Origin of the sequence: Allofournierella sp. CML151, from assembly GCF_027853465.1 — a bacterium.
Lineage (GTDB): Bacteria > Bacillota > Clostridia > Oscillospirales > Ruminococcaceae > Allofournierella.
In genome coordinates this window covers 48,984-61,124 of the sequence record NZ_JAPNNW010000014.1, presented here as the reverse complement: position 1 = coordinate 61,124, position 12,141 = coordinate 48,984, and the positions used below count along the sequence as shown (strand labels likewise).

General features: G+C 63.2%; 12 protein-coding genes. 9 read left to right on the top strand and 3 right to left on the bottom strand.

Annotated elements, in window-relative coordinates:
• The first annotated feature begins 10 nt into the window (after positions 1-10).
• The 9 genes from PH256_RS10840 (at position 11) to PH256_RS10800 (ending at position 10,304) form a co-directional block, all read left to right on the top strand.
• Positions 11-829: a glucosamine-6-phosphate isomerase gene (locus tag PH256_RS10840; protein ID WP_270914191.1), complete on the top strand. Its 819-nt coding sequence runs from the start codon at positions 11-13 to the stop codon at positions 827-829.
• 28 nt (positions 830-857) lie between these two features.
• Entirely contained in the window at positions 858-2,012 is a 1,155-nt protein-coding gene (gene nagA / locus PH256_RS10835) for an N-acetylglucosamine-6-phosphate deacetylase (RefSeq protein WP_270914190.1), read from the top strand.
• 142 nt (positions 2,013-2,154) lie between these two features.
• On the top strand, positions 2,155-3,423 hold the full coding sequence (locus tag PH256_RS10830) for a glucose-6-phosphate isomerase (RefSeq protein ID WP_270914189.1): 1,269 nt from the start codon (positions 2,155-2,157) through the stop codon (positions 3,421-3,423).
• Positions 3,424-3,647: 224 nt separating this feature from the next.
• Entirely contained in the window at positions 3,648-4,802 is a 1,155-nt protein-coding gene (locus PH256_RS10825; RefSeq protein ID WP_366937306.1) for a class II fructose-bisphosphate aldolase, read from the top strand.
• Between the two features lie 88 nt (positions 4,803-4,890).
• On the top strand, positions 4,891-5,727 hold the full coding sequence (locus PH256_RS10820) for a triose-phosphate isomerase family protein (protein WP_270914188.1): 837 nt from the start codon (positions 4,891-4,893) through the stop codon (positions 5,725-5,727).
• A 23-nt stretch (positions 5,728-5,750) separates the two neighbouring features.
• Positions 5,751-7,235, top strand: coding sequence for a lactate racemase domain-containing protein (locus PH256_RS10815; RefSeq protein WP_270914187.1), 1,485 nt, complete (start codon positions 5,751-5,753; stop codon positions 7,233-7,235).
• A 90-nt stretch (positions 7,236-7,325) separates the two neighbouring features.
• Positions 7,326-8,114 (top strand): sulfite exporter TauE/SafE family protein, encoded by a 789-nt coding sequence (locus PH256_RS10810; RefSeq protein ID WP_270914186.1) that lies wholly within the window; start codon positions 7,326-7,328, stop codon positions 8,112-8,114.
• A gap of 129 nt (positions 8,115-8,243) precedes the next feature.
• Positions 8,244-9,857 (top strand): tetratricopeptide repeat protein, encoded by a 1,614-nt coding sequence (locus tag PH256_RS10805; protein WP_270914185.1) that lies wholly within the window; start codon positions 8,244-8,246, stop codon positions 9,855-9,857.
• Positions 9,858-9,884: 27 nt separating this feature from the next.
• On the top strand, positions 9,885-10,304 hold the full coding sequence (locus PH256_RS10800) for a PaaI family thioesterase (protein ID WP_270914184.1): 420 nt from the start codon (positions 9,885-9,887) through the stop codon (positions 10,302-10,304).
• An 86-nt stretch (positions 10,305-10,390) separates the two neighbouring features.
• Here PH256_RS10800 and PH256_RS10795 read toward each other — a convergent pair whose 3' ends face one another.
• Genes PH256_RS10795 through PH256_RS10785 form a run of 3 tightly spaced genes read right to left on the bottom strand, consistent with a single transcriptional unit; the run spans position 10,391 to position 12,053 of the window.
• A complete protein-coding gene (locus PH256_RS10795; protein ID WP_270914207.1) occupies positions 10,391-10,729 on the bottom strand; it encodes a hypothetical protein in 339 nt (112 codons plus the stop codon).
• Positions 10,663-11,388 (bottom strand): 2-dehydro-3-deoxygalactonokinase, encoded by a 726-nt coding sequence (locus tag PH256_RS10790; protein ID WP_270914183.1) that lies wholly within the window; start codon positions 11,386-11,388, stop codon positions 10,663-10,665. Before PH256_RS10790 ends, PH256_RS10795 begins: the two co-directional genes overlap by 67 nt.
• Positions 11,385-12,053: a bifunctional 4-hydroxy-2-oxoglutarate aldolase/2-dehydro-3-deoxy-phosphogluconate aldolase gene (locus PH256_RS10785; RefSeq protein ID WP_270914182.1), complete on the bottom strand. Its 669-nt coding sequence runs from the start codon at positions 12,051-12,053 to the stop codon at positions 11,385-11,387. The genes PH256_RS10790 and PH256_RS10785 overlap by 4 nt, the downstream gene beginning before the upstream one ends.
• Between the last annotated feature and the right edge of the window lie 88 nt (positions 12,054-12,141).

Genomic DNA, 12,141 nt, shown 5'->3' with positions numbered 1-12,141 from the left:
GTCAACAGCCATGTACGAATATTATCAGATCAGCGCCCAGGACCTGGGCAAGGACGCAAAGGTGCCTGTGCTCAAGCTGGGGGATTCCGGCGAGGTGTTCTATGAGCTGGCACTGGAGATGGTGAATACCATCAAGGAGCACAACGCCAAAGGCGAGAAGACCGTGTTCATCTGCCCGGTGGGCCCGGTGGGGCAGTATCCCATCTTCGTGCGCCTGGTCAACCGGGACCGGGTGAGCCTTGCAAACTGCTGGTTCATCAATATGGACGAATACCTCACCGATGAGGGTGAATGGATCGACAAGGAGAGCCCCCTGAGCTTCCGCGGCTTCATGGAGCGCACCGTTTACAGCAAGGTGGACCCCGAGCTGCTGATGCCTGAGGAGCAGCGGGTCTTCCCGGACCCCCACGACACCGAGAAGGTGCAGCGGGTCATCGAACAGCTGGGCGGAGTGGACATTGCCTTCGGCGGCATTGGTATCAACGGCCATCTGGCCTTCAACGAACCCCAGGACGAGCTGACCGCCGAGGAGTTTGCCGCACTGAACACCCGGGTGCTGACCATCAGCCGGGAGACCCGCACCACCAACGCCATCGGCGATCTGAACGGCGCCATCGACGCCATGCCCAGGAAGTGCATCACCATCGGGATGGCGCAGATCCTGGGCGCCCGCAAGATCCGTCTGGGCGTATTCCGGGACTGGCACCGAAGCGTGGTGCGCCAGGCTGCCTATGGCCAGGTGAGCGCTCACTTCCCGGCAACTCTGATCCAGAACCATCCGGACGCCATGATCATCACCAACGCCAACGCGGCGCAGCAGCCCTTCTGAACCTGAGAATACGGAAAGGAAACCAGTCATGGAACTTGTGATCAAAAACGCACGGGTCTACCACAATCACCGCTTTGAGGACCGGGAGGTCCTGATCCAGAACGGAACCATCGCCCAGGTGGCGCCCCGGGTGGATGCCCCGGCGGGCTGCCAGGTGCTGGATCTGGGCGGCAAGCGTCTGGTGCCCGGCTTCATCGATGTGCACACCCACGGCGGCGCCGGGGTGGACGTGAACGCGGCCACCGCCGACCAGCTGAACAACACCATCGGCAAATTCTTTGCCAGCCAGGGCACCACCGGCTGGCTGGCCAGTGTGCTTACCGATACACCGGAGCAGACGCTGTGGTGCATTGAGCAGATCAAGCAGGCCAAGGCTCAGACCGGCGACCATGCCCAGCTGCTGGGCGTGCATCTGGAAGGGCCCTTCCTGGCCAGCGAGTACAAGGGCGCCATGCCCGAGCATCTTTTGCAGAAGGGCAACGCCGAGCTGTTCCGCCGCTACGCGAAGGCGGCTGAGGGCAGCATCAAATACATGACCGTAAGCCCCGAGGTGGAGGGCGTGCCGGACATGATCCGGCAGATTGCCGGTGAGGTGGTGGTGGCCATCGGTCACTCCGGTGCGGACTACGACACCGCCATGGCCTGCATCGATGCGGGCGCGGCTTCTGCCACCCATACCTTCAACGCCATGAAGCTGCTGCACCAGCATTTCCCTGCCATCATGGGCGCAGTGCTGGAAACCGACGTATACTGTGAGGCCATCTGCGACGGACGGCACCTGCACCCGGGCACCGTGCGCTTTTTGATCAAGTGCAAAGGCCTGGACCGGGTGGTGGCCATCACCGACAGCATCATGGCCGCCGGTCTGCCGGACGGCAACTACAAGCTGGGCGTGAACGACGTGGTGGTGGAGGACGGCGACGCCAAGCTGGCCAGCAACGGCACCCGTGCGGGCAGTACCCTGACCACCGGCCAGGCACTGAAAAACCTGGTCAAGTTTACCGGCCGCCCGGTGGAAGAGGTTCTGCCGCTGCTCACCGAGAACCCGGCGGACCTTTTGAAGATGGGCAACCGGAAGGGCCGCATCCGCCCCGACTGGGATGCCGATCTGGTGGTGCTGGACGAGGACCTCACCGTGGTCCGCACCCTGGTGGGCGGGCGCACGGTCTTTGAAAAAGCCTGAATGTATTGCTCGAGAGAATCCCCCGAAGCCGTTGCTTCGGGGGATTTTTCATGAAGCAGCCGGCGAAAGGTATGAGGGATTTTCATACTGGCTGGCCGGAAAACGGCAGCCTATAATGAGATATAAGGAGAAGTGAGCGGTTATGAAGCTTTATCTGAACACCGACCTTGCCCAGCGCTATGCCGACGCCGGGCTGCTGGAGCAGGAGCGCCTGCGGGCGAAGGACATCTACCGGGAGCTGACGGCTGCCGGACAGGCAAGCCCGGACTGGGGCGTGACCGGTTGGCTGCACTGCGAAGAAGCAGCCATGCAGCGGGCACAGATCGCCGAAAAGGCGAAGGAGATCCGGGAAAACGCCGACGTGTTCGTACTGGTGGGCGTGGGCGGCTCCAACCAGGCGGCCCGAGCCATGATCGAGGCGCTGGGCACCATCGGTCCGCAGATCCTCTACGCGGGCAACACCCTCTCAGCCTGGGAGCTGGCCCGCACCCTGCAAAAGCTGGAGGGAAAGAGTGTTTACATCAATGTGATCGCCAAAAACTTCGAGACCCTGGAGCCGGGCAGCCACTTCCGGGTGCTGCGCCGCTGGATGAGCGAGCGCTATACCCCCGAGGAGATGGCCCGGCGGGTGGTGCTTACCGGTACTTACGGCAGCCGCCTGGAGGAGATTGCCAAAGAGAACGGTTACCTGTTCCTCAGTTTCCCCGAGCGCATCGGCGGGCGGTATTCCGCCTTCAGCCCGGTGTCGCTGCTGGCGCTGGCGGTGGCCGGGCTGGACGGGGAGGCCTTTGTGGCGGGCGGTTCGGCCATGGAGGCGGAGCTGGCCGCGGAGCAGGGCGGCATCGCTGCGGAATACGCCGCACTGCGCAGTGCGCTGGGTCAAAAGGATTACGCCATCGAGATGCTGGCCGCCTTTGAGCCCCGGCTGTTCTGGGCCCAGAGCTGGTGGAGGCAGCTGTTCGGCGAGAGCGAGAGCAAGGACCACAAGGGCCTGTTCCCGGCCACCATGACCAATTCCGAGGACCTGCACAGCATAGGCCAGTACATGCAGGAGGGCAGGCGCATCCTGATCGAGACCTTCCTGATGGTGGATGACCCGGGCGCGGAGCTGCGGGTGCAGCCGGACAAGGCCTTCGGCGACCGGTTCGATTATCTGGACGGCATGGATTTTGCCAACATCAACCGGGCGGCGGAAAAGGCCACCATCCAGGCCCACGATGCAGGGGGCGTGCCCTGCATCCAGCTGCGTCTGCCCCGGCTGGACGAGGAAACCTACGGCCGGATGTATTATTTCTTCATGATGGCCTGCGCCATCTCCGGCAAGCTGCTGGGTGTGGACCCCTTTGACCAGAACGGTGTGGAGGAGTACAAGCGCAGCATGTTCAGCGCCCTGGGCAAGCCCAAAAACTGAGCGGGCGCCATTGCGGCAGGCAGACAAAGGTCAGGGCTATTTTTCACAGAAAAACAGCCCTGGACTGCTGCATCTGCCAAAAAATGTACACACGTGTAAATATTTTGCCCAAACCCCTTGTAACCCCTGCGGTTTTGTTTTATGATGAAGCTGTAGCAAAAGCAAACGCCGCAGTTGAACATTGCCGCCTTCGGCGGCCGACCCATACGAAAAGGAGTATCATTATGTTAGTACCTCTGCGCGCGATTTTGGAAGCCACTGAAAAAGAACACTACGCCCAGGGCGCGTTCAACGTGAACGCCGTGGCCCAGGCCAAGGCCGCCATCCAGGTGCACGAGATGTTCCGCAGCCCCGCCATTCTGCAGGGTGCGGACCTGGCCAACGGCTTTATGGGCGGGCGCACCGATTTTATGAACGCCACCCTGGAGGACAAAAAGGTGGGCGCGCAGAACATCGGCAACGCGGTGAAAAAGTACGGTGAGGACAGCCCCATTCCCGTGGCCCTGCATCTGGACCATGGCCGGGACTTCGACTCCTGCAAGGCGGCCATTGCCGGCGGCTACACCAGCGTGATGATCGACGGTTCGTCGCTGCCCTTTGAAGAGAACATCGAGCTCACCCGCGAGGTGGTAAAATACGCCCACGAGCGGGGCGTTTCCGTGGAGGCTGAGCTGGGCGTGCTGGCCGGTGTGGAGGACCATGTGTTCAGCGCCGGTTCCACCTACACCAACCCTCTGGACGCGGTGGAATTCATCAAGAAGACCAAGGTGGACGCGCTGGCCATCAGCTACGGCACCATGCACGGCGCCAACAAGGGCAAGGGCGCGAAGCTGCGCAAGGAGATCGCCATCGCCACCAAGGAGTGCCTGCTGCATGAGGGCATCTTCTGCGCTCTGGTGAGCCACGGCTCCTCCACCGTGCCCCAGTACATCGTGAAGGAGATCAATGAGCTGGGCGGCGACATCCAGAATGCCTACGGCATCGAGCTGGCCCAGCTGAAGGAAGCAGCCCGCTGCGGCATCGCCAAGATCAATGTGGATACCGATATCCGCCTGGCGGTGACCCGCAACATGAAGGAGCTGTTCCACTACCGCCCCGAGCTGCAAAACAGCGCCAGCATCGGCCAGATCTACCGCCTGCTGGAGGAGAAGAAGTCTGCCTTCGATCCCCGCGCCTTCCTGCCGCCCATCATGAACACCGTGATGTACGGCGACGTGCCCGATGAGGATGTGGCCGCCATTGTGGACTGCATCGAGCGGGGCGTGAAGGAAGTGGTCGGCACCCTGATCGTGGAGTTCGGCAGCGTGGGCAAGGCACCGGCAGTGGAGCGGGTGACCCTGGACGAGATGGCCGAGCGCTACCGCAAGGAAGGCATCTGATCAAATACGTTCCCGGCCGCCGGCCGCTCCCTTGGGGGCAGCCGGCACTGGCCGGTTTATCAAACCAGGACCAAAAGGAGAAGTGCCCATGAAATACATCTTTTTGAATCTGAAACGCTTCGACGTGCCCACCGAGTTCGGCGGTGTGAACCGCATTGCGCCGGTGGGGGACTGGGGCCGCTATATTGTGGAGAACACCCAGGAGCAGCTGAAAAAGTATGACCCGGAGAAGGTGGAGTTCGTGCAGTACTTCCCCGAGGCCCACATCCTGGGCGCGGTGGCAGCCCGCTGTGAGAACAGCCCGGTGAAGATCGGCTGCCAGAGCATCTACCGGGACGACACCGCCGTGGGCGGCAACTTCGGCGCCTTCACCACCAACCGGCCTGCCTCCATTGCCAAGGCTATGGGCTGCGGCGGGGTGATCATCGGCCACTGCGAGGAGCGCAACGATAAAAACGGTATTCTGGCCGAGGCCGGCGTGACCGATACCGCCGCCACCAACCGCCTGCTGAACAAGGAGATCAAGGCAGCCATTGCCCGGGGAATGAAGGTGCTGTACTGCATCGGCGAAAAGAGCGAGGAGCAGGAGGCCTGGCAGGAGGTTCTGGGCGAGCAGCTGGACATCGGCCTGGACGGCGTGGACAAGAGCCAGGTGGTCATCGCCTACGAGCCCATCTGGTCCATCGGACCCGGCAAGACCCCGGCGGACAAGCCCTACATCGAAAAGATCGCCCGCTTTGTGAAGGAGCGCACCGGCGGCATCCCCGTGGTATACGGCGGCGGCCTGAAGAAGGACAACGCCGAAATGCTGGCCAGCATCGAGGAGATCGACGGCGGCCTGATCGCCCTGACCCGCTTCTCCGGTGAAATCGGCTTCTACCCGGACGAGTATCTCGAGATCATCCGCACCTACCTGGGCGAGTAACGATAAAAAGGAGGACTGACCCCATGAAACTGGATTTTGAATACGGCCACGGCCTGATGAGCGCCGAGCTGCCCGACAACACCGATGTGTTCATCCCCGGCACCACCGTGCCCGATCCGGATTACATTCCCGAGGACAAACTGGAGGCTGCCTATCTGGAGAGCCTGCACAATCCCATCGGCATGAAGCCCCTGAGCGAGCTGGCCTTCCCCGGCGCAAAGGTGGTCTTCATCGTGCCCGACCGGGTAAAGGGCGGTGAGCAGCCCACCAGCCACCGCAAGGTCAGCATCAAGCTGATTCTGAAGGAGCTGTATGCAGCCGGCGTAAAGAAGGAGGACATCCAGTTCATCATCTCCAACGGCCTGCATCCCCGCGCCAAGCCCGAGGATTACAAGGCCATCTTCGGCGAGGAGCTGTTCAATGAGTTCTGGTACACCCACCAGATGACCAGCCACGACTCCGAGGACCCGGACAACATGGTCGACCTGGGCACCACCAAGCGGGGCGACCCTGTCTTCATGAACAAGACCGTGTTCGAGTGCGACCTGCCCATCCTGATCGGCCACGTGCAGGGCAACCCCTACGGCGGCTACTCCGGCGGCTACAAGCACTGCGCCACCGGCATCACCAACTGGCGCAGCATCGCCAGCCACCATGTGCCCGAGGTCATGCACCGGGATGACTTCACCCCCGTGAACGGCGGCAGCCTGATGCGCCACAAGTTCAACGAGATCGGCATGCACATGGAGGAGAAGATGGGCCATCCCTTCTTCTGCTGCGACGCTGTGCTGGACACCAAGAGCCGCCAGATCGCCATCTACTCCGGCTACGCCAAGGAGATGATGCCCGAGAGCTGGAAGCTGGCCGATAAGCGCACCTACGTGCACTGGGCCGAGAAGAAATACGACGTGCTGGTCTTCGGCATGCCCCAGAAGTTCCACTACGGCGACGGCATGGGCACCAACCCCATTATGATGATGCAGGCGCTGAGCGCCCAGGTGCTGCGCTTCAAGCGCGTGATGAGCGACCACTGTGTGATCATCTGCTCCTCCATCTGCAACGGCTACTTCCACGACGAGCTGTGGCCCTACCTGCGCGAGGAGTGGGAGGCCTTCCAGCATGACCACATGAACATTCTGCCGGATATGAACCGTCTGGGCGAGTACTACGCCACCAACGAAGAGTATATCCGCAAGTACCGCTTCACCAACGCCTTCCATCCCTTCCACGGCTTCTCCATGATGAGCTGCGGCCACATCGCCGAGATGAACACCAGCGCCATCTACATCGTGGGTGCCGAGGAGCCGGGCATCGCCCGCAGCATGGGCCTGAAGACCCGCGCCACCTTTGAGGAGGCGCTGGCCGATGCCAAGAAGAAGTTCGTGGGTGAGAACCCCAACATCCTGGCCCTGCCCCAGACCTTCAAGGTCGCCGCCGTGCACCTGTGCATGAAGGACCCCAGCCAGGACTGCATGGATGAGTACGGCAACCATCCCTGCTGCGGCTGAACCGGGAAAAAAGACACAGTAGAATGAATGATGCCGGGCCCCCGGAACAAGGGGGTCCGGCCTTGCGCTTTCAAGAGAGGAAGGAAACCAATGCAGGTTTTTGCATATCTTATCATCAGTTTGCTGGCCAGCATCGCCGGAGCCATCTGCGGCATCGGCGGCGGAGTCATCATCAAGCCCACCCTGGACCTGTTCCATCTGGACAGCGTGGCCACCGTGAGCTTTCTGTCCGGCTGCACGGTGCTGGCCATGAGCTGCTATTCTGTGACCAAGGCCATGTGCGCGGGCGACAGCAAGGTGGATCTGAAGATCGGCACTCCGCTGGCCATCGGCGCGGCCATCGGCGGCGTGGCGGGCAAGCAGATGTTCAGCGTGATCAGCGCCCAGTTCCAGGAGACCGCGGGCGCGGTGCAGGCCGCCTGCCTGTTCCTGATCACCCTGGGCACCATGGTGTACACCCTGTGCAAGGCGCGCATCCGCACCAAGCAGATCGACAGCACGGTGGTCTGCCTGATCATCGGCCTTTTGCTGGGCATCATGTCCAGCTTCTTGGGCATCGGCGGCGGCCCCATCAACCTGGTGGTGTTCTATTTCTTCTTCTCCATGGACACCAAGACCGCGGCCCAGAACAGCCTGTATGTGATTCTGGTCAGCCAGATCACCAGCCTGCTGGCCACCCTGGTCACCGGCAGCGTGCCGCCCTTCGGTTGGCTCAGCCTGGTGCTGATGGTTGCCGGCGGCATCGGCGGCGGCATGATCGGCCGTGCCTTCAACAAGCGGATGGACAACAAGGCGGTGGACAAGCTGTTCATCGGCCTGATGGTCATCATCATGGGCATCAGCCTTTACAACGTGTATCAGTACACCTTTGCGGTGTGAGCGATTTCCAAAGTGCGGGCGGCCGGGTTGCGGCCGCCCGCTTTGCTTTTGCGCACAAACAGTGTAAAATAAAATCATATCGCATAAAACAGCGGGGCCCGGCCCCGCGTACCAATAAGGAGAACCCAAATGATCTTGGATGCAAACGAACGGGAGCGGCTGGCCCGCCAGGCCCAGGAGCTGTTTTTGGCCGAGCCCGCCGACTATGCCGCGGCAGTGCCCGCGCTGCGCCAGGCGGCGGCGCTGGGCGATGTGTGGTGCCTGTGCACCCTGGGCTGGTGCTGTGAATTCGGCAAGGGCACCGAGCTGGATTTGCCTCAGGCGGCCTGGCTTTACCGCCAGGCGGCGGACAAGGGCTACCCGCCCGCCCAGTGCAATCTGGCAGTGCTGCACATCACCGGCAAGGGCATGGCGCCGGACCCGGCCCAGGGCGCCTACTGGCTGGAAAAGGCCGCGGCGCAGGGCTTTGCCCGGGCTCAGTACCTGCTGGGCACACTGTATCAGGACGGCCGGGGCGTGGAAAAGGATCAGAAGCGCGCCGCCCGCCTGTTTGGCGACGCGGCCTTTCAAGGCTACGCCGCCGCCCAGTTCAGCCTGGGCGTGTGCTACGAGCGGGGCCGGGGCGTGGAGCGCAACTTTGAGACCGCCCTGCACCAGTACCAGTTGGCGGCGGCCCAGGGGCACATTGCCGCGGTGTACAACGCGGGCTATTTTTACGAGATGGGCCTCGGCACCAAGCGGGACCCGGTGAAGGCTGCCCAGCTGTATGCCCAGGCCGCCGAGGCCGGGGATTCCGACGGCCAGTGCAGCCTGGCCTGGTGCTACGACACCGGCACCGGCGTGGAGAAGGACCCCCGCAAGGCGGTGGAGCTGTATCAGAAGGCGGTGGACCAGGGGCATCTGCGGGCCATGCACAATCTGGCCTGGTGTTACCGGATGGGTCAGCCCGGCGCGGACGGACCGGACCGGAAGGAGAAGGCGGTGGAGCTGTTCCGCCGTGCGGCCAGTCAGGGCTATATGAGCTCGGTGTGCGATCTGGGCATCTGTTACCAGGAGGGCTGGGGTGTGCCCCAGGATCTGGACAAGGCGCTGGAGCTTTACCGAAAGGCGGCGGACCGGGGCCTGGCCAAGGCCATGAACTGCCTGGGCGAATGCTACTGGCGGGGCGAAGGGGTGGAGCGGAGCCTGCAAACCGCCCTGGAATGGTTTGAAAAGGGCGCGGCGGGCGGCAACCCGGAGGCCCAGTTCAACGCGGCCTGGTTTCTGGACGAGGGCCTGGCCGGTGAGGCGGATCACACCCGGGCGGTGAAATGGTATGAGGCGCTGCTCAAGCAGACCCTGCCCGAGCGGGAGTGCTGGCGCAACGGGGTGAACAACCTGGGCGAATGCTACCGCTACGGCCGGGGCGTGAAAAAGGATCTGGATATGGCGGAAAAGCTCTACCGTCTGGCGGGCCAGAGCGGCAACGACATGGCCTGGTTCAACCTGGGTGAGATGTACCACCAGGAAAAGGGCGATGCGGTGGCCGCAGCGGGCTATTACCGCATCGGCGTGGAAAAATGCACCGAGGGCGGCGACTGCGCCCTGGCGCTGGCCCTGCTGTATGAGAGCGGGCAGGGTGTGGAGCAAAACGAGGACAAGGCGGTGGAGCTGGCCCGACTGGCATTGAAGCGGGCCGGGGGTGACGAGCAGGTGATCCGGGACGCCACCGCCCTCTTGGACCGGCAGGGCGCGCAGCACTGAGCGCCCGCCCAAAAAGGAGGAACGAGCATGGACAAGGAAAAGCTGCTGGCATTTGCCCGCGCCCGGCTCAAGCCGGTGACCTGCCTGGACGAGATTCAGGTGCTGGCCTGTGAGCCGGGCCTGGCCCGGCTGCAGGCACCGGTGGGCGAGCAGGCACAAAACGCCTTTGGCAACGCCCATGGCGGCTGGCTGTATACCCTGTGTGACAGCTGCAGCGGTCTGGCCGCCTGCGCGGGCGGCTATGCGCATGTGACGCTGCAGGCCAGCATGAACTATCTGGCAGCAGGCCGCCCCGGCGACCTGCTCACGGTGGAGGCGGTGAGCGAGCATTCCGGCCGCCGCACCCAGGTGAACCGGGTGACCATCACCAACCAGGAGGGCAGGCTGCTGGCCACCGCCAGCTTCACCATGTACCGGCTGGATGACAAGATCCCCGGGCTGGGCTGATCGGGTGGCCAAATGCAGACAAAACAGGAGACGCGGACATTCGTGTCCGCGCCTCCTGTTTCTTTTTTGTTTTGCCGTGGTCCGGTTCAGGCCTGCTCCAGAATGCGCAGAACCCCCTCGGCGGCCATGGGCAGGGCGCCGGGTTCCGGGGTGTAAAGATGCACGGCGGCAAACGCGCCGTCGGCCTGCAGCAGCTGGGCGATGGCCCGGCGCAGCGGGTCCTTGCCCGCAACCACCACTTCCGCCTCCGGCGGCACACACAGCGCCCGGGAGCCGCGAATGGCGGCCACATCGCTTTGCAGCACCGCACCCAGCAGATAGTAGGCGATGGCCTGGGGCGGCTGGCCCGCAAACTGATTCAGAATACGCCCCGAGAAGCAGGCACGTCCAAGACCGGTGCGGGCGGCGGTGCGCCACCCTGCCAGCAGGGCCTGCTCATCGAACTGCTCCGGGTCGGCGAACTGGCGCGCACCGCATCTGCCAGAATGGTGCCGGTGGTAATGGCGGCCAGAAGCTCGCCGCTGATGGAGGTCAGGCAGCCGCTGATCCGCCCCTCCCGGTCCACGCTCACAAACTTCATGTGGGAGCCGGGCAGCACCAGAAGATAGGGCTTGCCAGGGGCAAAATGACTCAGCAGAGCCATGGCCTCCACCTCCTCGCCCCGCATGATGTCCATGGCTTCAAAATTGTTCCAGTCCACCGCAGCGCCGGAGTTTTTCACCCCGGGGATAAAGGCGATGGGCAAGGGGCAGATCTCGGGCATGGAGACGGATTGGATGGCGGCGGCCAGTTCGGCTGCGCCCGCGGGAGCGGTGCAGTGCGGGATCTCGCACAGACCCACATTGGAGGTGATCATGCCGTTGGCGGCCACTCCGCACACCTGGTCCCAGCCGATGCCCGCGCGGTCCAGCGCTTCGTCCAGGCACTGGCGCACTGCCTGTTTCAGGCAGTGGTTGTCGCCGTCGATGGCACTCACCCGCACGCTGGTCTCGCTTTTTGCCTGAGCCAGCAGCGCGCCGTCCTTCAGTACCGTCACCCGGGTGTTGGTGGTGCCGGTGTCGATGGTGAGATAGACTCCGTTCATTCTGCGCCCTCCTTCCCGGTGAGCTGGCTGGTGTAGCGCAGCGCCAGAGCGGTGAGCTCCTGCCAGCGGCCCGCCTCAATCAGATCCTTGCGGGCAATGGCCGAGCCGATGCCGGTGCCCACCACACAGGGCAGAGCCAGATATTCGGTGAGATTGGTTTCGTCCACTCCGCCCATGGTCAGCAGCGGCACCTGGCGGATGGGCGCGGTGATGGCCTTGATGTAGCCGGGGCCCAGGCATCCGGCGGGGAACAGCTTGACCAGAGCGGCACCTGCCTTCCAGGCGGCGGCGATTTCGCTGGGGGTCATAGCGCCGGGCACGATGGGTACATCCAGCACGCGGGCAGCGGCAATCACCTCCAGATCCAGGTTGGGGATGAGCAGGTACTGCGCTCCGGCCTCCACTGCGGCGCGGGCCTGCTCAGGGCTCATCACGGTGCCCGCGCCCACCAGCATATCGTCGCCCATGGCCTGCCGTACCTGGCGGATGGCGGCGGGGGTGTCGGTCAGGCAGGTGGGGCTTGCCTGGTCGAAGGTGATCTCCAGCATGCGGATGCCTCCATCATACAGGGCCTTCGCGGCGGGCAGGATCTGCTCCGGTGCGATGCCGCGCACCGCCACCACAATCCGGTGTTTCTTCACGTGCTCCAAAAGATCCAACGGCATGATGTTCACTCCTTTGTCTGCAAGTCCGGGTTTTGCCCGGAAAACGGTGTATTGATGTTCCTGTTATAGTACGTAGGTCGTATAACGG

Excerpts from the sequence above, each read along its gene's own strand:
- PH256_RS10840 (WP_270914191.1), top strand. The coding sequence starts at position 11 with ATGTACGAATATTATCAGATCAGCGCCCAGGACCTGGGCAAGGACGCA.
- nagA (WP_270914190.1), top strand. The coding sequence starts at position 858 with ATGGAACTTGTGATCAAAAACGCACGGGTCTACCACAATCACCGCTTT.
- PH256_RS10830 (WP_270914189.1), top strand. The coding sequence starts at position 2,155 with ATGAAGCTTTATCTGAACACCGACCTTGCCCAGCGCTATGCCGACGCC.
- PH256_RS10825 (WP_366937306.1), top strand. The coding sequence starts at position 3,648 with ATGTTAGTACCTCTGCGCGCGATTTTGGAAGCCACTGAAAAAGAACAC.
- PH256_RS10820 (WP_270914188.1), top strand. The coding sequence starts at position 4,891 with ATGAAATACATCTTTTTGAATCTGAAACGCTTCGACGTGCCCACCGAG.
- PH256_RS10815 (WP_270914187.1), top strand. The coding sequence starts at position 5,751 with ATGAAACTGGATTTTGAATACGGCCACGGCCTGATGAGCGCCGAGCTG.
- PH256_RS10810 (WP_270914186.1), top strand. The coding sequence starts at position 7,326 with ATGCAGGTTTTTGCATATCTTATCATCAGTTTGCTGGCCAGCATCGCC.
- PH256_RS10805 (WP_270914185.1), top strand. The coding sequence starts at position 8,244 with ATGATCTTGGATGCAAACGAACGGGAGCGGCTGGCCCGCCAGGCCCAG.
- PH256_RS10800 (WP_270914184.1), top strand. The coding sequence starts at position 9,885 with ATGGACAAGGAAAAGCTGCTGGCATTTGCCCGCGCCCGGCTCAAGCCG.
- PH256_RS10790 (WP_270914183.1), bottom strand. The coding sequence starts at position 11,388 with ATGAACGGAGTCTATCTCACCATCGACACCGGCACCACCAACACCCGG.
- PH256_RS10785 (WP_270914182.1), bottom strand. The coding sequence starts at position 12,053 with ATGCCGTTGGATCTTTTGGAGCACGTGAAGAAACACCGGATTGTGGTG.